Origin of the sequence: Rhizobium sp. BK376 (assembly GCF_004341625.1) — a bacterium.
Taxonomy (GTDB): domain Bacteria; phylum Pseudomonadota; class Alphaproteobacteria; order Rhizobiales; family Rhizobiaceae; genus Rhizobium.
On the sequence record NZ_SLZG01000002.1, the window covers coordinates 256,637 to 277,855 of the forward strand.

A 21,219-nucleotide genomic window follows, 5' to 3' on the forward strand; every position below is an offset into this window, starting at 1 on the left:
AAATGGAGGTCAGGACCATGCACAAGTTCACTGTGGCGGTCACGCAGGAGATCGAAGCGGATACCGCGGAGGAGGCCGCCCTCTTGATGTATCAGGAGCTGACCAAGGGACCGGTACCGATCCGCTATTCGGTGAGCGATGAGACAAAGCTGACGACCGATATAAAACTCGATCGCGAAAAGGCGGAGGAATTCGCTGCGGTCGATCACACTGCGGATCCTGGAAACTGGTGAGCGTGCCACCCGGAACCGGAATATCGGCGGCGGCCATACTTACAGCTCTTCTGTCTCCCAGGCTGCCAGATCGCCTCCTTCGACCGTTTCTCCTCTTGCCACCTTTGCCTCGCGCAGGCCGAGACCGACGCCGATCAGCGCGAGTGCGCCGCCGATGAAGTGATAGGAGAAGAGCTGTTCGCCGAGGATGCCCCAGGCGAGTGCTGCAACCACGATCGGAAGCAGATTGATGAACAGCGAGGTGCGCGCGGCACCCAGCTTCTGGATACCGATCATCCAGCATAGCGGCGCCAGCAGCGAAGTCGGGATCGCCGCGTAAAGGATGAGCGGCAGGTTGGCCGATGTGATCGGGGAGATCGTGCCCATCAGCCAGATCGGCAGCAGAAGCAATGTCGAAAAGCCGATCTGCCAGAAAAGCTGCTGCCACATGGTGAGCGGAATGGTCCAGCGCCGAAGCATGACGCCGTAGAGCGAGTTCGCGAGCACTGCCACCAGCATCATCCCGTCACCACTATGGAAACCGCCCGTCAGCAAGCTTGCGGGAGCGCCGTGCGAGGTCAGGTAGATAAGGCCGGCCAGGGAGACGACGCCACCCAGAATGCGGCCGGTCGTCAATCTCTCGCCGGCGAGGATGCTGGCAAGCAGGGTAGAAAGCAGCGGCATGAGGGCCAGCATCACGCCCATGTTGACGGCCGTCGTCGTCTTGGCGGCCTCATAGGCAAGGCTCTGATAGATGACCATGCCGAGCGCGCCGAGGCAGGCGAGCCTCCACCAATGGTGGACAAGCACGGCGCGTCGCTCCCATACGCCTTTGGCGACGAAAGGCAGCAGAACGATGAAGGCCAGAAACCAGCGGTAAAAGGAGATCGACCCCGGCGAGATGACCCCCGCGGCAGCCTCTGTCACGATCACGTTGCCGGACCAGATGAGCACGGTCAGAAGCGGCGCAAGCGTCGTTCCTATCGTCGAGGAGGGGGCCATCGCGGAGGAGGGGCTCGAAGCAGCTGGGTTGGCTTGGGTGCTCATGATCGCAATCTCGTTGCGCCCATACTCGTCGGCATCGAAGAGGCGGGCGGATTGTCTTTCGGATGCGCTTTTACTCTTTGTCCGATTTCAGGTATATAACGATTTTCGGACAATGCCTGTCGGAATGCAGACATGAAGAGTAGCGCGCCACGCACGCAAGGGGATCCACCGAAGCCGGTCTCCTTCAGAACTGAGAATTACAAGGGCGGTACGCGATTCCCGCCGGCGCGACAGGATTGGGGCGAACTCAATTATGCTCTCGTCGGTGTCGTCGAATTCAACGTGGAGGGCGTGCGCTATCTCTCGCCGCCGCATTATGCTATCTGGCTGCCGCCCGATACGCTGCACGATGCCTGGAACCAGCACGACATCCGCTATGTCACCATCTATGTCGAGCGGGCGCTATGTGCCGACCTGCCGGCGACAACCTCAACGCTCAGCATCAGCCCGCTCCTAAAGGCAATCCTTGCCGACTTTGCTTCTAGGGATGTCACAGCGCCGGAGACCGCGGAAGACCTGCGGCTCGCGCAAGTGCTGGTCGATCAGATCAGGCTCGCACGCCGTTTCGATAGCTATCTTCCGCTATCCAGCGATGCCCTGCTCGGCCCGATCCTGCGGTCGCTACAGGAACATCCGGGCGACCGGCGATCGCTTGCGGAATGGGCGCGAATGGTGAAAACGACCGAAAGGACGCTCTCAAGACGCTGTCAGGATGAGCTTGGAATGTCGTTCAACGAATGGCGCCAACGCATGAAATTGATCGCCGCGCTGGCCTTGCTCGACGCCGGACAGCCCGTACAGGAGATTGCGCGGCAATTGGGGTACAGCAACGCCTCCGCATTTATCGCCATGTTTCACCGGTTGACGGGAATAAGCCCGACGCAGATGAAGGGTTAGCCCTTAAGGAGCATGGAACTTAACGCGGCTTCGATTGCCTTGAAAATCAGGCGATGGCAGCGTCCGGCCGGTTCGCATGGGGCAGGTGTGCCAAGGTCTGCGACACGGCATAGTGGTTCATCTTGAGGGAAGATGCGTCGCCGCGTCCAAGAACGCGCGCTGCACTCTCAAGGAACTGAGCGAATGAACGCCGCGAAATATGATCGGCGTCCAGCATCAGCGCGATCATCGGATCGTCGACAGCGTCGGAAATTGTGAGATCGGTCATCATAGGTCACCTCTGCTCTGGCTGCCGTTCTACAGCCATTGCGTTACACGCCGATGTCAGGAATTGTTAAATTAGAAATGAATTATACAGATCGTCGTGCTGTCGCAAATCGCACAAGCGGATTACGCCTGTGAACTAATGTGGAAACTTGAACTGGGGCTTGTTCCTATTCGATTCAAGTGGGCTTGGAAAATTCAGATTTCTCCGACCTTTGATGTCACCAGCAATTTCGCCAGCCAATCGACGAAGACGCGCACCTTGTTGCTGAGATGGCGGTTCGGCGGATAGACGATGTGAAGGGGAAGGGGACTGCGCTGCCACTCAGACAGGATGCGGACCAGCTTGCCCTCGGCCAAGGCCTCGCGGATCATGAAGCCGGGAGCCTGCACGACGCCAAGCCCGGTCATGGCCGCCGAAACATAGCTCCGGCTGTCATTGACGGACACCACATAGCGCGGAGATATTTCAAGCGCCTCGTTGCCGCGATTGAACTCGAATGGGATCGTTCGTCCTGTCTGAGCACGAAAATAGCTGACGGCATGGTGGGCCGGCGTTTCCAGATCTTCCGGCCGCTCGGGAATGCCGAACTTTTCGATATAGAGGGGAGAGGCGCAGGTGATGAGGTTGACCTCCGCCACTCGACGCGCAATCAGCGACTGGTCCGAGGGCATGCCGGCGCGCAGCGCGCAGTCGACGTTTTCTGCCAGATAATCCACGAGCCGGTCGCCGACACCCAGGTCGATATGGATGTCAGGATAGCGCAGATGGAAATCGCAGAGCGCCGGAATGACGATCTGGTCGGCAAAGGCACCGGCCATTTCAACGCGCAGACGTCCGCTCGGCAGGCTCTGGGAACTACTGACGCTGCCGTCGAGTTCCTCTATTTCGGAGAGAATCTGCACGGCGCGCTCGTAATAGAGCGCCCCATCGGTCGTCACCATCACCCGGCGCGTCGTGCGGTTCAAAAGCTTGGTGTGAAGATGCGCTTCGAGAGACTGGATAAGCGTCGTTACAGTCGCCTTCGGCATGGAAAGGGTTGTTGCGGCGCGCGTAAAGTTACCCGTTTCGACAACGCGGGCAAAGGCGCGCATGGCTGAAAGCTGGTCCATCCTGTAATAATCCCTGAGGCCGTTTGAAAGAAGCCCATTGTTCGTGAACTTGAACAGTCTGATCGAATATAGGGTACTTATTCTCAAAACGGAATAACAATATGTTCTGGTCAAGTGATGAGGCAGAATGACCTTTGGCTGGTTGATCGCCTCTGTATGGGAGCCCCTCGATGCGTGCCCCTTTTAAGGAAGTAGTACTGGAAGGCGTGGCCACTGGCCCCGTTTCCGCCCGCGTCTTTTGCGATGCGATGGACAACAAGACGGCGCCGATCGTGCTTTATCTGCATGGTGGCGCCTTCCTCGATACCGCGGTCAATATCGGCCGTCCCGTCGCGGAATGTCTTGCTGATGCCGGCGCAATCGTTGTCGATGCAGACTGCAGCGGACCGAGCCAGAACGGTTTTCCGAAGGCAATCGAATATGCCTACGGCGTTCTGGAATATCTCGCCCGCAAGCGTGAACTGGGCGGTAAGAAGTCGCTGCTGTTTGTCGCCGGTGAGGAATCGGGTGGCAATCTGGCAGCGGGTGTCGCACTGAAAGCGCGTGACGGGATGCCTGGCAAGCTCGATGGCCAGATCCTGATTTCGCCTCTGCTTGATCCCTTCATGGGGACCAAGTCTTTCAGGAAGGCCGAAGAGGCTGGCATGCGCGAGCGCTGGACGGAAGGTTGGAACCATTATCTGGGGTTCCTGGGTGGCGTTTGCCATCCCTACGCAGCGCCCTGCTACTGTTCGCGGCTTGCCGGTGTTGCGCCGGCGCTGGTGTTGACGGCGGAGGACGATCCTCTCCGCGACGAAGGTATCGGATACGGCGATCGCCTGAAATCGGCGGGCGTATCGGTCCTGCAGCAGGTTTTCCCCGCCGGGACCGGCTGGCCGACAATTTATGGTGGGCGATCGGACGATACGCCGCGCTGGCCGGAAAAAATCCGGCAGTCGTTCAGCGGCTTCGTCCAGGATATCCGGATGATGTCCGGCACATAGACATACGAATTCATTTCCGGTCCCGGTCCTCCCAAGTCGGGGCTGAAAAAGGAGAGAACACAATGAAGTCCAACGACAAGCGCTGGGCCCTGTGGGGCGCTAGCATAGCTGTTGTTGCGTCAGTTTCCGGCGCAGCATTCTATCTCGACCTGCCACGCGGCGCTGCTGCAAGCGAAACTGCGGCTGCTGCTCCGCCGGCAATTCCGGTGACGGTCGCAACGGTGCAGGCGCGTGACATTACCGCCTGGCAGGAATTCTCGGGCCGCCTCGAAGCGATCGATCGCGTCGAAGTCCGCCCGCGGGTTGCCGGTGCTGTCCAGTCCGTGCATTTCCGCGAGGGTGCACTGGTGAAGCCGGGCGACCTGCTTTTCACCATCGACCCGGCGCCCTATGAAGCATCCGTCGCCCAGGCCCAGGCCCAGGTTGCGGCCGCCAAGGCAAAGCTCGACCTTGCCAAGGTAGAGCTTGATCGTGGCCAGCGGCTTTCCGACAACCGCACGATTTCGCAGAGCGATCTCGACCAGCGTTCGGGCACCTATAGCGAGGCTGACGCCGACCTGAAGGCTGCGCAAGCTGCACTACAGACGGCCCAGCTGAACCTCGACTATACCCAGGTTCGCGCTCCGATTGCCGGCCGCGTCGGCAAGATTGCTGTCACCGTCGGCAACCTCGTTGCTGCAGGGTCTGCTTCGCCGGCTCTTACGACACTGGTATCGGTCAATCCGATCTATGCCAGCTTCAACGCCAACGAGCAGGTGGTGACGCAGGCACTGGCCCAGCTGCCGGCCGATGGCAATGCGGCGCCGCCGGTCGAGCAGATCCCGGTGCAGATCGGAACGACCAGCGATGATGGCACACCGATTTCGGGCAAGCTGCAACTCATCGACAACGAAGTCGATGCCGCAAGCGGCACGGTCGGCGTCCGCGGTGTCTTCGACAATGCCAATGGCCGCCTCATCCCGGGCCAGTTCGTTCGCGTGCGAATGGGCCAGCCGAAGACCGAGAACCATCTTCTGATCAGCGAGCGGGCAATCGGCACCGACCAGGACAAGAAGTTCGTCTTCGTTGTCGATGGCGATAACAAGATCGTCTATCGCCCGATCGTGGTCGGCGACATCAGCGATGGCATGCGGATTGTCGAAAGCGGTCTTAGCGCCGGCGATCGCATCGTCACCAACGGCTTGCAGCGCGTGCGCCCCGGTGCGCTCGTCGATCCGCAGCCGGAACAGAAGGTCGCCGCAAACTAAGCGACCGCAGCCGGGAGGCTCAGTCTCCCGGCGATCCAATACCTGAATTCGTCTTGCCCGTGGCCTCCTTCGCCGCGTGGCCATAGACGTCGTGTCCGTTGTTCATCCCGGAGAGGGCTTTGATATGAACATCTCCAGATTTTTCGTCGACCGCCCGGTGTTCGCCGGGGTCCTATCGGTCCTCATCGTCGTTGCCGGTCTGATCGGCATGAAACTCTTGCCGATTTCCGAGTACCCGGAAGTCGTGCCTCCCTCCATCGTCGTCACGGCGCAATATCCGGGCGCCAACCCGAAGGTCATCGCCGAGACGGTCGCAACGCCGCTCGAAGAGCAGATCAACGGCGTCGACGGCATGCTCTATATGAACAGCCAGGCGACTTCGGACGGCCTCTTGACGCTGACCGTCACCTTCAAGCTGGGCACCGACCCAGATAAGGCGCAGCAGCTCGTGCAGAACCGCGTCAGCCAGGCTGAACCGCGTCTGCCGCAGAACGTCCGCGATCTCGGCATCACCACGGTCAAGAGCTCGCCCGACCTGATGATGGTCGTGAACCTGATCTCGCCCGACAATCGCTACGACATCACCTATCTGCGCAACTACGCGACCCTGAACATCAAGGACAGGCTGGCTCGCATCGACGGCGTCGGTCAGGTCGAAATCTTCGGCTCGGGCGACTATTCGATGCGCGTATGGATCGATCCGCAGAAGGCTGCCGAGCGCAACCTTGCCGCTGACGATATCGCCAACGCCATCCGCCAGCAGAACGTTCAGGCCGCCGCAGGCATCATCGGCGCGTCGCCGAACATTCCGGGCCTCGATGTCCAGCTCAACGTCAATGCGCAGGGCCGCCTGACGACGCCGGAGGAATTCGGCAACATCATCGTCAAGTCCGGCTCCAACGGCGAAATCACTCGCCTTCGCGACGTTGCCCGCATCGAAATGGGTGCTTCGGACTATTCGCTGCGCTCGCTGCTCGACGGCAAGGCTTCGGTCGCCGTTCCCGTCTTCCAGGCGCCTGGCTCGAACGCCATCGAGATCTCCGACAACGTCATCAAGACCATGAACGAGCTGCAGGCGGCCATGCCTGATGGCGTAAAGTACGAGATCGTCTACGACACGACACAGTTCGTCCGTGCCTCGATCGACAAGGTCGTTCACACCCTGCTCGAAGCGATCGCACTCGTCGTTATCGTCGTCATCCTGTTCCTGCAGACGTGGCGCGCCTCGATCATCCCGCTGATCGCGGTTCCGGTCTCGATCATCGGCACGTTCGCTGTCATGTATATCTTCGGCTTCTCGATCAACGCACTCAGCCTTTTCGGCCTGGTGCTTGCGATCGGTATCGTCGTCGACGACGCGATCGTGGTCGTGGAAAACGTCGAGCGTAACATCGAAAACGGCCTCAGCCCGCGCGATGCGACCTATCGGGCGATGAAGGAAGTGTCCGGCCCGATCATCGCGATCGCGCTCGTGCTCGTCGCCGTCTTCGTTCCGCTCGCCTTCATCTCCGGCCTGTCGGGCGAGTTCTATCGCCAGTTCGCGCTGACGATCGCCATCTCGACCGTCATCTCCGCCTTCAATTCGCTCACCCTGTCGCCGGCGCTGGCTGCTCTTCTCCTGAAGGGCCACCATGAGCCGAAGGACTGGCTGACGCGTGCCATGGACCGGGTTCTCGGCTGGTTCTTCCGCGGCTTCAACCGCGTGTTCCATGCCGGCTCGAACGGCTACGGCAAGGCTGTCGGCGGCCTTCTGTCCGGCAAGGGCCTCGTGATGATCGTCTATTTTGCGATGATCGGCGCGACCTACTTCCTGTTCCAGGCAGTGCCGGGCGGCTTCGTGCCGGCACAGGACAAGCAGTACCTCATCGGTTTCGCGCAGCTGCCTGATGGCGCCACGCTCGACCGCACCGAGGACGTCGTCCAGAAGATGAACGACATCGTCATGAAGCAGCCGGGCGTCGATCACGCCATCGCCTTCCCGGGCCTGTCGATCAACGGTTTCACCAACTCGTCGAATGCCGGTATCGTCTTCGTCAAGCTGAAGCCCTTCGAAGAACGCACGACGCCTGATCTTTCGGGCGGCGCAATCGCCATGCAGCTGAACAAGAAGTTCGGTGCGATCCAGGAAGCCTTTATCGCCATGTTCCCGCCGCCGCCCGTCCAGGGTCTCGGCACGACGGGCGGTTTCAAGCTCCAGATCGAAGACCGTGCCGGTCTCGGCTACCAGGCGCTCGACGAAGCCAACAAGGCCTTCCTTGCCAAGGCTTATCAGGCACCTGAACTCGCCGGCCTGTTCTCGAGTTACCAGATCAACGTGCCGCAGCTCTATGCAGACCTCGATCGCGCCAAGGCCGAACAGCTCGGCGTGTCCGTGACCGACGTCTTCGATACGCTGCAGATCTATCTGGGTTCGCTCTATGTGAACGACTTCAACGCCTTCGGCCGTACATACTCGGTCCGCATTCAGGCCGATGCCAAGTTCCGCTCGCATGCGGATGATATCGGCCAGCTGAAGGTGCGTTCGGCTTCGGGGCAGATGATCCCGTTGTCGGCTCTGTTGAACGTCAAGTCGACCGCTGGTCCTGAACGTGTGACCCGCTATAACGGCTTCCTTGCCGCCGATATCAACGGCGGTCCGGCACCGGGCTATTCGTCGGGTCAGGCACAAGCTGCCGTCGAGCGGATCGCTAACGAAACGCTGCCGAAGGGCATCGGCTTCGAATGGACCGATCTGACCTATCAGCAGATCATCGCCGGCAGCTCGGGTATCATCATCTTCCCGCTCGCGCTCCTGCTGGTCTATCTCGTGCTGGCTGCCCAGTATGAAAGCCTGGCCCTGCCGCTTGCGATCGTCATGATCGTGCCGATGGGTGTGCTTGCCGCGTTGACGGGTGTCTGGCTGATCGGCGGCGACAACAACATCTTCACCCAGATCGGGTTGATGGTGCTGGTGGGCCTCTCGGCGAAGAACGCGATCCTGATCGTGGAATTCGCCCGCGAGCTGGAATTCGGCGGCCGTACGCCTTACGAGGCGGCGATCGAAGCGAGCCGGCTGCGTCTGCGCCCGATCCTGATGACCTCCATGGCCTTCATCATGGGTGTCGTGCCGCTGGTGACGTCTACCGGGGCAGGTGCGGAAATGCGCGCTGCCATGGGTATCGCCGTCTTCTCGGGCATGATCGGCGTCACTTTCTTCGGCATCTTCATGACGCCGGTCTTCTACGTCCTCATTCGCCGCCTCTCGGGCAACCGTCCGCTGACGCAACATGAGGAGCATACGGCAGAGATCATTCCTCTCGCTGCCGAATGAAGCTTTGATACCGGCCGCTGACCCCCCGGTGCCGGTATCTTAGGGGCGGAGCCGAAAGGCTCCGCCCTTTTTCTGTTTGGTCTTATTTAGCGAATTTCTTTGCACCGGCCACGCAGGCGACGACCGCCAGCGTCACCGCAATCATTACGCCGCTGACGCTTTCGTGCAGCAGGGTCGCCGCCAGCACCAGGCTGAAGAAGGGCTGCAGCAATTGCAGCTGCCCGACCGCCGCGATGCCGCCGAGCGCAAGGCCGCGGTACCAGAAGATGAAGCCGATCAGCATGCTGAACAGCGACACATACCCTAATCCGATCCACGCTGGCCCGCTGATCTGGCTGAACGAGGCCGGCAGGAAGAGCAGCGCAATCGCGAGCATCACGGGTAGCGACAGCACCAGCGCCCAGGAGATGACCTGCCAGCCGCCGAGCTTCCTCGACAGCCGGGCGCCTTCCGCATAGCCGAGCCCACAGACGGTGATGGCCGCGAGCATCAGCAGATCGCCTACTGATGAGGCGGAACTTGCCTGCGAGAGCGCGAAACCGGCAACGAGCGCGCTGCCGAGGCAGGAGAACAGCCAGAAGACCGGCCGCGGTCGCTCGCCGCCGCGCAGCACGCCGAAGATCGCCGTCGAGAGCGGCAATAAGCCGATGAAGACCGTGGAATGGGCCGAGGTGATGTGCTGAAGAGCAAAAGCCGTCAGCAGCGGAAAGCCGATGACGACCCCCATCGCAACAACGACGAGCGAGATCAGGTCGGCCATGACAGGCCGCTTCTCGCGAAAGGCGACGAGCAGGATAAGCGCCAGCGCGCCGGCGATCGTGGCGCGCGCGACTGTCAGGAAAACGGGATCGAAACCCGTCACCGCCGCGCGCGTTGCCGGCAGCGATCCGCTGAAAATCAATATGCCGAGAAATCCGCTGATCCATCCACTCGCAGTCTTGTCCATGATTCACTCCTGACATTTTCTCTCTCCTCATCTGCCGATGCCTCTGGATCGGCAAGAGACAGACCTGTACAATTGCCGCAAACTGTTGTGGTATCGAGGGCAGTACGGATGGCAGACGATCTGGCGGCGATTGATGTTGGCAATACAAGGATAGATGCGGTCATGGCGGCGGTCCGCAGCCGGGTTGCGGCGCGCAGCCTCGTGCCGGGCTCCCGGCTTCCCTCCGTGCGCGCCTTCGCCAAGACGATGCAGGTGTCTACTTCGACCGTCGTCGAGGCCTATGAGCGGCTTGTTGCGGAAGGGCTGATCCGTTCACGGCCGGGCTCTGGCTTTTACGTCTCGGCCCAACTGGCGCCGCTGTCGCTTTCCGAAATTGGCCCGAAACTCGACCGGGAGATCGATCCGCTCTGGGTTTCCCGTCAGTCGCTGGAGGCGGGCGAGGAGGTGCTGAAGCCCGGCTGTGGTTGGCTGCCTCCCTCCTGGATGCCCGAGGCGGGGATGCGCAAGGCGCTCAGGACGCTGGCGCGAGGGCCGGACAGCGTGCTGTCGGACTATGCCACGCCGCTCGGCCTGCCGGCCCTGCGCCAACTTCTGTCGCGGCGGATGGGCGAGCATGGCATCGGCGCATCGCCCGACCAGATCCTGCTGACTGAGTCGGGCACGCAGGCGATCGATCTTCTCTGCCGGTTGTTCCTGGAGCCGGGCGATACGGTTCTCGTGGACGATCCCTGTTACTTCAATTTTCATGCGCTGCTTAGGGCGCACAGGGCCAAGGTCGTCGGCGTGCCCGTCACGCAATCGGGGCCTGACGTGCAGGCCTTTGCCGAGGCGCTCGAGGAGCATCGGCCGCGGCTCTACATCACCAATTCAGGCATTCATAATCCGACCGGCGCAACGCTCTCGCCGGTCACGGCGCATCGGATACTGAAGCTTGCCGACCAGGCCGGGCTGACCATTATCGAGGACGACATTTTTGCCGATTTCGAGCACGTGCCGGCGCCCCGGCTCGCTGCTTTCGACGGGCTCGATCGGGTGGTCCATATCGGCAGCTTCTCCAAGACACTTTCGGCCTCGGCCCGCTGCGGCTTTATCGCGGCGCGGCCGGAATGGATCGAGGCGCTGGCCGATCTCAAGATTGCGACCAGCTTCGCCGGCGGCAGATTGTCGGCGGAACTGGTGCTGGCGCTGCTGACCGATGGCAGTTATCGCCGGCATATGGAGGCTTTACGCGCCCGGCTGCACAAGGCGATGCAGGAGACGATCACCCGTCTCGGCTCGCTCGGCATCACGCCTTGGCTGAAGCCGCAGGCCGGCATCTTCCTCTGGTGCAGCCTACCGGATGGATGCGATGCCGCTGACGTCGCGCGGTCCGCTCTTGCCGACAATATCGTGCTGGCACCCGGCAATGCCTTCAGCCTGTCGCTCACGGCCAACAGCTTCATGCGTTTCAACGTCGCGCAGTCTGGCGATGCGCGGATTTTTCGCGCGCTGGAGAAAGTGCTTCGACAATAAAGGTTCAGGCGAGGCGAGCCCGCGCAAAATTGTCCCAGCATGGCCGATTTGATTTGCAAGATCGGTCCATGGGTTTATCAAGCAAAGGGAAAATGATTGACGTACGTCGGCCGGAGGAGTGGTCGGCCAGCGCGTCTGTTTCGCGGAGGAGCGACATGCATATTGCCATCATCGGTGCTGCCGGAATGGTCGGCCGGAAACTGACGGCCAGACTGGTTGCCGACGGCGTTCTCAGTGGTGAGCCGATCGAGCGCCTGACCTTGCTCGATGTGGTCCAGCCGGCCGCTCCTGATGGCTTTGCCGGCAGAGTAGATGCCCGTGTCTCCGATCTGTCAGACGAGGGCGAAGCGGAGAAGATCGTCGCGGCGCGGCCGGATGTGATCTTTCATCTCGCGGCTATCGTCTCCGGAGAAGCGGAGGTCGACTTCGAGAAGGGATATCGCATCAATCTCGACGGCACTCGGTTGCTGTTCGAGGCGATCCGCCATGCGAATGGCGAGGATGGATACAAGCCGCGGCTGGTGTTCACCTCGTCCTGCGCCGTCGTCGGCGCACCCTTTCCCTATCCCGTCCCCGATGATTTCAATCTTACGCCGCTCACCAGCTATGGTACGCAGAAGGCGATCAGCGAATTGCTGCTGGCGGACTATAGCCGTCGTGGTTTCTTCGACGGAATCGGCATTCGCCTGCCCACCATCTGCATCCGTCCGGGCAAGCCGAACCGCGCAGCATCGGGATTTTTTTCCGGCATTCTGCGCGAACCGCTGATTGGCATGGAAGCCGTTCTGCCGGTGCCGGAGAGCGTGCGCCACTGGCATGCTTCACCACGCTCAGCCGTCGGCTTTCTCATTCATGGCGCGACGATCGATCTGGCGCCGCTCGGCGTGCAGCGCAGTCTCAATATGCCCGGTATCAGCGCGACCGTCGGAGAGCAGATCGAGGCGCTGCGTCGGGTCGCCGGCGAAAGGGCCGTGAAACTGATCCGCCGCGAGCCGGATGAGCTGGTTCAGCGCATCGTTTCCGGCTGGGCGCAAGGGTTCGAGGCGAAGCGTTCGCGGGAACTGGGCTTTACGGCGGAGAGCTCCTTCGACGAGATTATTCGCGTCCATATCGACGACGAGCTTGGAGGGCAGTTGCCGTGAATGCTGTGAGACGCAGGATAGCCTTTCTCGGAATGGGCCTGATGGGCGCTCCGATGGCGCGTCGGCTGATCGGGGCCGGATTTACGGTCGCCGTCTGGAACCGCGACAAGACGAAGGCGGACGCGTTGTCGAGCGAGGGAGGTATCGTTGCCGATACGGCTGCGGAGGCAGCAGAGGGTGCCGTCGTCGTCATTACCATGCTGACGAACGGCGAGGCGGTCGGAAAGGTGCTTTTCGACGGCGGGGTTGCCGATGTGATGAAGCCGGGTGCCGTCGTTATCGACATGAGTTCCATTCCGCCTTCGGTCGCTCGCGAGCATGCCGCGAAATTGGCGGAGCGCGGCATTCGCCATGTCGATGCGCCGGTTTCCGGTGGCGTGGTCGGCGCGGCAGCGGGAACGCTGGCGATCATGGCGGGCGGCGAGCCCGAGGTGATCGCTGAGCTTGCCGATGTCTTTTCGCCGATGGGACGCATGACGCATGTCGGCCCCAGCGGCTCCGGCCAGCTTGCCAAGCTTGGAAACCAGCAGATCGTCGCGGTGACCATCGGCGCCGTTGCCGAGGCCATGATGCTGATCGAGGCGGGTGGTGGTTCTGCCGAAGCGTTTCGAAACGCCATTCGCGGCGGCTTTGCCGAAAGCCGGATTCTCGAACTGCACGGCCAGCGCATGGTGTCGCGCGACTTCGAGCCCGGCGGCTCCTCGCATAACCAGCTCAAGGATCTGAATACCGTCCTGGCAACCGCGAAGGATCTGGCGCTGGCTCTGCCACTGACGGAAGCCGTGCAGGCCGAGTTTGCCGCCTTTGTTGCCGATGGCGGTGGCGAAAAGGATCACAGCGGCCTGCTGCTGCATCTGGAAAAGCTGAATGCCCGTCCGAAAAGGGATGCCTGACATGACCGACAAAAACATGCCGAAGCGCCGCCTGCGTTCGCAGGATTGGTTCGACAATCCGGATCATATCGACATGACGGCGCTCTATCTGGAGCGCTTCATGAACTATGGCATCACGCCGGAGGAATTGCGGTCCGGCAAGCCGATCATCGGCATTGCCCAGAGCGGCAGCGATCTTACCCCGTGCAATCGACACCACATCGAGCTTGCCAAGCGCGTGCGTGACGGCATTCGCGATGCCGGCGGCATACCGATCGAGTTTCCGACGCATCCGATCTTCGAGAACTGCAAGCGTCCGACGGCAGCGCTCGACCGCAATCTTGCCTATCTCAGCCTCGTCGAAGTGCTCTACGGCTATCCGCTTGACGGCGTCGTGCTGACGACGGGATGTGACAAGACCACGCCCTCGGCACTGATGGCGGCGTCTACGGTCGACATTCCGGCGATCGTGCTGTCCGGCGGTCCGATGCTCGACGGCTGGCACGACGGCGAGCTGGCAGGCTCCGGCATGGCGATCTGGCGGTCGCGGCGCAGGCTGGCTGCAGGCGAGATCGACGAGGAGGAGTTTCTGGAGACGGCATTGGATTCGGCGCCGTCGGTCGGGCATTGCAATACGATGGGGACCGCTTCGACGATGAATGCCCTTGCCGAAGCACTCGGCATGTCGTTGACGGGATGCGCCGCCATTCCCGGACCTTACCGCGAGCGTGGCCAGATGGCCTATCGCACCGGCCGGCGGGCGGTGGAACTGGTTCTCGAAAACATCAAGCCATCCGATATTCTGACGCGTGAGGCTTTCCTCAATGCGATCCGCGTCAATTCCGCGATCGGCGGTTCGACCAATGCGCAGCCGCATCTGGCCGCCATGGCGAAGCATGCCGGCGTCGAACTCCATCCCGATGATTGGCAGGTGCATGGTTTCGACATTCCGCTGCTTGCCAATGTGCAGCCGGCCGGCGCCTATCTCGGCGAGCGGTTTCACAGGGCAGGCGGGGTGCCAGCGATCATGTGGGAATTGCTGCAGGCCGGAAAGATCGACGGGAGCTGTTCCACGGTGACAGGCAAGACGATGGCCGAGAACCTGAAAGGACGTGAGGCGAAGGACCGCGAGGTCATCCGTCCGTTCGCCGAGCCACTCAAGGAGCGCGCCGGTTTCCTTGTCCTGAAGGGCAATCTGTTCGATTTCGCGATCATGAAGATGAGCGTCGTGTCGGAGGATTTCCGTCGCCGCTACCTGCAGGAGCCGGGCAGGGAAGGTGTGTTCGAGGGCAAGGCCGTCGTCTTCGACGGCTCGGAGGATTATCACAAGCGCATCAACGATACCGAACTCGGCATCGACGAAAATACGATCCTCGTCATTCGCGGCGCTGGGCCACTTGGTTGGCCGGGCTCCGCCGAGGTGGTGAACATGCAGCCGCCGGACGCGCTGTTGAAGCGCGGCATCAAGAGCCTGCCCACCATCGGCGACGGCCGCCAGTCGGGGACGGCAGACAGCCCCTCGATCCTCAATGCGTCACCTGAAAGTGCAGCGGGCGGCGGCCTGGCATGGCTGCGATCCGGTGACATCATTCGCATCGATTTCAATAAGGGCCTTTGCGACATGCTGGTGGAGGACGCGGAAATCGAACGTCGCAAGGGTGATGGCATTCCGCCTGTTCCTGCAGATGCTACGCCGTGGCAGCGCATCTATCGCGGCTCGGTCACGCAACTGTCGGACGGTGCGGTTCTCGAAGGTGCGGCCGATTTCCGAAAAATCGCGGAACATCCGCCGCGGCATAATCATTAACCAGGAAACAGCCCTATCAAAAGTTGCGAACGAAAAGCCATAAAATCACGAGGGTAGTCATTAAGCATCGCTAAAGGATGAGATGATAGGATCGCACAGAAATCATGCAATCTTTCCATGTGCTTCCGGGGAGGAGCAGCAAGCTCGGTGCCAAAGACCAGAAAACGCCGATCCGAACAGGAATTCCAGGATCTCTTGAGGAGATTGGAATTGGCTGTGGAGGCGTCCCAAATCGGGGTGTGGGAGCACAGCATCGGTGACGACAAGATCCTCTGGGACGACCAGATGCACCGGCTTTATGCCACGGGGCGCAAGGATCGGATGGTGAGCGCGGAAACATGGACGATGAGCATCCATCCCGACGACCGCGCGCAGGCCGAAGCGGAATTCGACGAAGCCATTGGGGCTAGGAGCCTCTACAACTCGCAGTTCCGCATCGTGTGGCCGAATGGCGAAATTCGCCATATGCGGTCGCGCGCCCATTTCTACGAAGGGCCTGGCGGCATTCCGTCCTTTATCGGCGCCGAATGGGACATTACAGCGGATGTCCTGCTCAACCGGGAGCTTGCCGAGCAGAAGAGCGTGGCAGAGGCTCGCGCCGTAGCACTCGAAGAGAGCAATGCTCGCATAGAATATGCCGCGGATCACGACTATCTGACGGGCCTCCCGAACCGTCGCTATTTCGACCGACGGCTGGCGGAATTGGGGGATGAAGACGGCGCTAATACAGCCGCCATTCTCCACATCGACCTCGATCGCTTCAAACAGATCAACGACAAGTCCGGTCATGCGGCGGGCGATGCCATGCTGCGGAACACGGCGGCGCGCATATCCGATGCAATATCGGAAGCCGACATGGTTGCCCGCATTGGAGGCGACGAGTTCGTGGTGTTGCTCGTCGATTTCGGCGGTGTCGAGGCGCTGAGAACGATCGCCGGCGACATTCTCGAACGTCTGAGCGCCGATATCCATTTCGGTCCGGAGACGCTTCAGAGCGGTGCTTCCATCGGTGTGGCCTGGGGCAGGGCGGCAGACGCCGGCAATCTATTGGCGGAATCCGATCTTGCGCTTTATCAGGCAAAGAAACTTGGCCGCAATCGCGTGGAGTTCTTCACGCTGAAACTGCAATCCGATCTGCAGGGCGAGCGGCAGCTTGCCGAGGAATTGAAGCTGGCGCTCTCGCGGCAGGAGATCGTGCCCTATTATCAGATCCAGGTCGATGCGCGCACGCGACAGATATTCGGGCTCGAGGCGCTCGCGCGCTGGCATCATCCTGAGCGGGGACTATTGCTGCCCGGCGTGTTCATGAAGATCGCCGACGAGTACGGGCTGACCGCGGATGTGGATGCTGCAATCCTCAACCAGGCTCTGCGGGACCGGCGCGAATGGGAGCGGCATGGCATCGTTCCGCCTCGCATTGCGGTCAATATTTCAGGCAGCCGTCTCAACGATCCGCAATTGATCGAGGGGTTGGCGCGCCTCAACATCCCGCCGCATGCCATCGTCTTCGAACTGGTCGAGACCATCTTCCTCGACGATACCGACGAAAGCCTGCTGCTCGACATAGACCGGATCAAGAAGATGGGCATCGATATCGAGATCGACGATTTCGGTTCCGGCCACGCCTCGCTGATCGGTCTGGTCAAGCTGAAGCCGAAGCGGTTGAAGATTGACCGACAATTGGTCACCGCGATCACCGTCTCCGACGAGCAGCGGCGGCTCGTCGCCTCCATCGTCGAAATCGCCAGGGCGCTCAATGTCGAGGTCATAGCGGAGGGGGTGGAGACCGAGGAACATGCGCGGCTGCTGGCCCGCATCGGGTGTGATGGTCTCCAGGGTTACGCGCTCGGCTATCCGAGTTCGGCCGCGCAGACGAAAGCCCTTTTGTCCTCCGATCGGAGGCCCGTCGTCAGGGAATCTGCAGAACTGCAATCAGCCCATAACTGATCGTTCCAAGGACGATAAGCGACAGCGTTGCTGCGCATATCACCCGGCCACCGGCATGGGCGACGGAACGAATGTTGACCGAGAGCCCGAGCGCGGCCATCGCAATCACCGTCAGGACCGTGGAGACGGCTGCCATCGGCGCGATCACCTGTTCCGGGATGAGGCCGAAGGAACGCAGGGCCATCGTTGCAAGGAAGCCGACGATGAACCATGGAACCAGCGAATGATGATACCCTGTTCGGGCGTCCTCACCCCCGGTTTCGGCCTTTACCAGAATGCCGAGCAGGAAGATGACCGGGCCAAGCATCAGGACGCGCACCAGCTTGACCAGCGTGCCTGTTTGAACAGCGAGGACGCCGACCGGTGCGGTTGCGGCAAGGACCTGGGGTACGGCATAGACAGAGAGACCGGCCAGCACGCCATATTGCGGAATACTCATGCCGGCGTCGAAGTAGAAGGTGGGAAGCAGGAATACGGCCGCGACGCCGAGGACCGCCGTGAAGGCCAGCGCCGCTGCGATCTCTTCCGAGCCGGCTTCGATGACGGGAGCAACCGCGACGATTGCCGAATTGCCGCAGATGGAATTGCCGCAGGCGATCAGCGTTGCAAGCTTCGGCGGCAGGCCGAGCAGGCGCCCGATCGTATAGCTGGCACCGATCGACAGGACGACGACAACGGCAATGCCCGCGATCAGGGCAACGCCGGCGCCGCGGATGGCGGCGAGGCTGATGGAGGCGCCGAGCAGCACGATCGCTATTTCAAGCAGGATCTTGGCGCTGAAATTGATCCCGGGACGGAAAGAGTCCGGCAGGGGGCGGATGGTGCAGACCGCAATTCCGAGCGCTATCGCAAGAACCAGGCTTTCGATCCATTTGCCGCCGAAGAGGTTCATTTCCGCTCGCTCGCCTAGATAGGCTGCCAGGGCAACGGCACTGCACAGAACCAGTCCGGGAACGATGTGGGAGGTGCGCTTGAGGAGGGGCATTCTGAACCGCCATTCGGAGTGTTATTTCTCAATGGCAGGAATGTCTCATCTGCGAACATCGACATCCATCGAATATTATCCTACGTTTCGTTCGCTAAAATAGAATGATTTGCCCATGACCTTTGAGCAGCTTGCCATCTTCGTCGCTGTGGCCGAGCGGGAGCATTTGACCCACGCGGCCGAAGCCATTCATCTGACGCCTTCGGCCGTCAGCACGGCAATCAAGAATCTCGAAGCCTATTACGGGGTCGAGCTCTTTCATCGCGTCGGACGACGGATTGAACTTACCGAGACCGGGCGGACCTTTCTCGACGAGGCAAGGGCGACGCTTGCACGAGTGAATGCCGCGGAACTTATGCTCTCGGAACTCGGCGGACTGCAGCGCGGGCGGCTTACGCTCTGCGCCAGCCAGACGATAGCGAGCTACTGGCTTCCCCCGGTCATGATGCGTTTTCATCGCGATTATCCGGGCATCGATCTCGATTTGATGATCGGCAATACGCGCACCGTCTCCGATGCCGTCATCGAGGGGCGGGCCGAGCTTGGCTTCGTCGAGGGAGAGCTGGATGCGCCGGTCCTTTCCTCGCGCGTCGTGGCCCAGGATGCGTTGGCCTTGATCGTGGCACCGGATCATCCCTGGGCGGACGGACGTCTGCTGTCGGCAGCAGATCTTGTCGCCGACAGCGGCTGGGTCATGCGCGAAGAGGGGTCGGGAACGCGATCGGAATTCGAAAATGCGATAGAGAGGCTCGGCGTATCGCGCAGCGATCTGCAAATTGCCCTGACGCTGCCTTCGAACGAGGCGGTCCTGGCGGCGGTGCGGTCGGGGCCTTGCGCGGCGGTGATATCAAGTGCTGCAGCTGCCCTCTATCTGCAGGAGGGATTGCTTGTCAAAGCAGCTTTCGATCTTCCGGTCAGGAATTTCCGGCTGCTGCGGCATAAGGAGCGCCATGCCAGCAAGGCGGCACTGACGCTCGAGGCGATGTGCAGAACCGGTTGAGCTTCGGTCGAGGCGCTTCAGTCCAAGCGCTTCTGGCCGGCGACGACGAGTTCGATTTCGTTGCGCGCCAACATCGCCTGGATGTCGCCCGGCGGTTGGTCGTCGGTCACCATGACGTCGTAGGTGGAAGGGTCGTCGATGATGATTGGCGCGCTTCGGCCGAACTTCTTGCTGTCTGCAACGATGATACGGTTCTCGGCGCGCCGGGCCGCCTCGCGGGAATATTCCGCTTCCTCCAGATCGTGCAGCATGAAGCCCGACGTCGCGTTGACGGCGCCGACCGAAAGGATGGCGTGACGAACGCTGAAGCGCCGCAGGAAGTTGATCGCTTCCATTCCGAAGGCGCCGCCGTCATGGGTGCGCAACTCGCCGCCGGCGAAGAAGACGCGGTTGCCGTTACGGGTTGCGAGCGCATGAGCAACCGAGACGGCGTTGGTGACGATGAAAAGATTCTGGTGCTTCTGCAGCGCGACGGCAATGAAGGCCGTCGTCGAGCCGATGTCCAGGAAGAGGGTGTCGCCGTTCTCGATCATGCTGGCGACGCTTGCAGCGATGAGGCGCTTGGCCTCGGGATTTTCGTTCATGCGAAAATGCAGCGGTTGCTCGATGACGGAATCCTTGATGTGGACGCCGCCATGCACTTTCGTCACGAGGCCATTGGCCTCCAGGGTGCGGATATTGCGCCGGATCGTTTCCTCCGACACGGCCAGCCGGTCAGCCAGAAATTGAATGCGACTTGCTCCCCCCGCAAGCCTCAACTCCTCCAGTATTTCGCGCTCGCGGTGGTTCGAATGTATTGGAAGTTGGTCGACGTCGGTCATTTTTCCAACCTGCTTTGTTCCCTTAAACCAATTTTTAAGTCAAATTTGACCGTTCGTGAAGCATTCCGTTTGCCGAATGGTGCAAATCCGCGATTTTTGCAGCGATTGGCCCGATGAAACTCAACAAAAAGCCAAATATTCGTTTCTTTATGTGGTTGGCGCTTGACACATCGGTGTTTGTGAAGAACCTTTTATCACAAATGGCTTAAATGCCATGCAGCTCGGAGGGGGAATGAGCGCAGCGCCGGAAGACAGGATACATACTCTCGGGATCTGGCATGGATCGATCGAGATCACTCCTCTCTTTGGCGGCCTCACCAACCGAAACTATCTGGTCAGAGACAATTGCCGCCGCTGCGTGGTGCGTCTCGGTACCGATATTCCCGTCCACCATATCAGCCGAGCCAACGAGCTTGCCGCCAGCAAGGCCGCCCACGAGGCCGGCATTTCGCCCGCAGTCATCCACCATGCGCCCGGTGTCCTCGTCCTCGACTATATCGACGGGGCGCCGCTTGTGCCGGCAGATATTCGCCACGCGTCGATGTTCGAGCGCGTGGTCGCGCTTGTACGCGAATGCCATTTCGAGATTCCCAAGCATTTCCGCGGTCCGGCGATGATCTTCTGGGTCTTCCATGTCATACGCGACTATGGCGCGGCCCTCCGTTGTGGCAACCGGCATGCAGAGTCGATCCCGTCGCTCATCGAGAAGGCGGAACGGCTGGAGCGGGCGGCGGGACCGTTCGAAATCGGTTTCGGCCACAATGATCTCCTGGCTTCCAATTTCCTCGACGATGGAAAGAAGCTCTGGCTGATCGACTGGGACTATGCCGGCTTCAACACGCCGTTGTTCGATCTGGGCGGGCTGGCGTCCAACAACGAGTTTTCTGCGGAGCAGGAAGCTGCAATGCTGGAGACCTATTTCGAACGGTCGATCGATGACGATCTGTGGCACCGCTACGTGGCGATGAAATGCGCTTCGCTCCTGCGCGAAAGCATGTGGAGCATGGTTTCGGAAACCCATTCCAGCATCGATTTCGACTATCCCACATATACCGATGAAAACCTGGCGCGGTTCGACCGCGCTTACGAGATATTTTGTGGATATTGAGGTTCA

At 60.8% G+C, this 21,219-nt stretch carries 18 protein-coding genes; 12 read left to right on the top strand and 6 right to left on the bottom strand.

Annotated features, from left to right (window positions below; translation table 11 throughout):
• The first annotated feature begins 17 nt into the window (after positions 1-17).
• Positions 18-233, top strand: coding sequence for a hypothetical protein (locus tag EV561_RS05780; protein WP_132518562.1), 216 nt, complete (start codon positions 18-20; stop codon positions 231-233).
• Positions 234-272: 39 nt separating this feature from the next.
• Here the strand turns inward: EV561_RS05780 and EV561_RS05785 are convergent, their stop codons facing one another.
• Complete coding sequence (locus EV561_RS05785) at positions 273-1,259, bottom strand: DMT family transporter (protein ID WP_132518564.1); 987 nt, start codon at positions 1,257-1,259, stop codon at positions 273-275.
• A gap of 132 nt (positions 1,260-1,391) precedes the next feature.
• Here EV561_RS05785 and EV561_RS05790 point away from each other — a divergent pair, with 132 nt between their 5' ends.
• Positions 1,392-2,156, top strand: a complete 765-nt coding sequence (locus tag EV561_RS05790) for a helix-turn-helix transcriptional regulator (RefSeq protein ID WP_132518566.1) — start codon at positions 1,392-1,394, stop codon at positions 2,154-2,156.
• A 46-nt stretch (positions 2,157-2,202) separates the two neighbouring features.
• On the opposite strand, the gene EV561_RS05795 is transcribed toward EV561_RS05790, so the two are convergent.
• Together EV561_RS05795 and EV561_RS05800 are read right to left on the bottom strand one after the other, a co-directional pair.
• Positions 2,203-2,424 carry a hypothetical protein gene (locus EV561_RS05795; RefSeq protein ID WP_132518568.1) on the bottom strand — a complete coding sequence of 74 codons (222 nt, stop codon included), beginning with the start codon at positions 2,422-2,424 and terminating at the stop codon, positions 2,203-2,205.
• A 194-nt stretch (positions 2,425-2,618) separates the two neighbouring features.
• Complete coding sequence (locus EV561_RS05800; protein ID WP_132518570.1) at positions 2,619-3,533, bottom strand: LysR family transcriptional regulator; 915 nt, start codon at positions 3,531-3,533, stop codon at positions 2,619-2,621.
• Positions 3,534-3,703: 170 nt separating this feature from the next.
• On the opposite strand from EV561_RS05800, the gene EV561_RS05805 reads away from it, so the two are divergent.
• From EV561_RS05805 to EV561_RS05815, 3 genes are all read left to right on the top strand, one after another.
• Positions 3,704-4,516, top strand: a complete 813-nt coding sequence (locus EV561_RS05805; protein WP_132518572.1) for an alpha/beta hydrolase — start codon at positions 3,704-3,706, stop codon at positions 4,514-4,516.
• Positions 4,517-4,578: 62 nt separating this feature from the next.
• Positions 4,579-5,763, top strand: a complete 1,185-nt coding sequence (locus EV561_RS05810; RefSeq protein ID WP_132518574.1) for an efflux RND transporter periplasmic adaptor subunit — start codon at positions 4,579-4,581, stop codon at positions 5,761-5,763.
• A 124-nt stretch (positions 5,764-5,887) separates the two neighbouring features.
• Entirely contained in the window at positions 5,888-9,073 is a 3,186-nt protein-coding gene (locus EV561_RS05815) for an efflux RND transporter permease subunit (protein WP_132518576.1), read from the top strand.
• Positions 9,074-9,155: 82 nt separating this feature from the next.
• Here EV561_RS05815 and EV561_RS05820 read toward each other — a convergent pair whose 3' ends face one another.
• Positions 9,156-10,019 carry a DMT family transporter gene (locus EV561_RS05820; RefSeq protein WP_132518578.1) on the bottom strand — a complete coding sequence of 288 codons (864 nt, stop codon included), beginning with the start codon at positions 10,017-10,019 and terminating at the stop codon, positions 9,156-9,158.
• 108 nt (positions 10,020-10,127) lie between these two features.
• Here EV561_RS05820 and EV561_RS05825 point away from each other — a divergent pair, with 108 nt between their 5' ends.
• The 5 genes from EV561_RS05825 to EV561_RS05845 all read left to right on the top strand — a co-directional run bounded on the left by EV561_RS05825 (position 10,128) and on the right by EV561_RS05845 (position 17,299).
• Entirely contained in the window at positions 10,128-11,531 is a 1,404-nt protein-coding gene (locus EV561_RS05825) for a PLP-dependent aminotransferase family protein (RefSeq protein ID WP_132518580.1), read from the top strand.
• Between the two features lie 155 nt (positions 11,532-11,686).
• On the top strand, positions 11,687-12,673 hold the full coding sequence (gene denD / locus EV561_RS05830; protein ID WP_132518582.1) for a D-erythronate dehydrogenase: 987 nt from the start codon (positions 11,687-11,689) through the stop codon (positions 12,671-12,673).
• Entirely contained in the window at positions 12,670-13,566 is an 897-nt protein-coding gene (locus tag EV561_RS05835) for an NAD(P)-dependent oxidoreductase (RefSeq protein WP_281024707.1), read from the top strand. The genes denD and EV561_RS05835 overlap by 4 nt, the downstream gene beginning before the upstream one ends.
• A 1-nt stretch (position 13,567) precedes the next feature.
• Complete coding sequence (locus tag EV561_RS05840) at positions 13,568-15,352, top strand: IlvD/Edd family dehydratase (RefSeq protein WP_132518584.1); 1,785 nt, start codon at positions 13,568-13,570, stop codon at positions 15,350-15,352.
• Between the two features lie 117 nt (positions 15,353-15,469).
• The gene (locus tag EV561_RS05845; RefSeq protein WP_132518586.1) at positions 15,470-17,299 is read left to right on the top strand and encodes an EAL domain-containing protein; all 1,830 of its coding nucleotides are present in this window, start codon (positions 15,470-15,472) and stop codon (positions 17,297-17,299) included.
• On the opposite strand, the gene EV561_RS05850 is transcribed toward EV561_RS05845, so the two are convergent.
• A complete protein-coding gene (locus EV561_RS05850; RefSeq protein ID WP_132518588.1) occupies positions 17,262-18,284 on the bottom strand; it encodes a YeiH family protein in 1,023 nt (340 codons plus the stop codon). The two genes, EV561_RS05845 and EV561_RS05850, sit on opposite strands and share 38 nt — an antisense overlap.
• 115 nt (positions 18,285-18,399) lie before the next feature.
• On the opposite strand from EV561_RS05850, the gene EV561_RS05855 reads away from it, so the two are divergent.
• Positions 18,400-19,284: a LysR substrate-binding domain-containing protein gene (locus EV561_RS05855; RefSeq protein ID WP_132518590.1), complete on the top strand. Its 885-nt coding sequence runs from the start codon at positions 18,400-18,402 to the stop codon at positions 19,282-19,284.
• Between the two features lie 17 nt (positions 19,285-19,301).
• Here the strand turns inward: EV561_RS05855 and EV561_RS05860 are convergent, their stop codons facing one another.
• A complete protein-coding gene (locus EV561_RS05860) occupies positions 19,302-20,105 on the bottom strand; it encodes a DeoR/GlpR family DNA-binding transcription regulator (RefSeq protein ID WP_132518592.1) in 804 nt (267 codons plus the stop codon).
• A 232-nt stretch (positions 20,106-20,337) separates the two neighbouring features.
• Here EV561_RS05860 and EV561_RS05865 point away from each other — a divergent pair, with 232 nt between their 5' ends.
• Entirely contained in the window at positions 20,338-21,213 is an 876-nt protein-coding gene (locus tag EV561_RS05865; protein ID WP_132518594.1) for a phosphotransferase, read from the top strand.
• Positions 21,214-21,219: the final 6 nt, after the last annotated feature.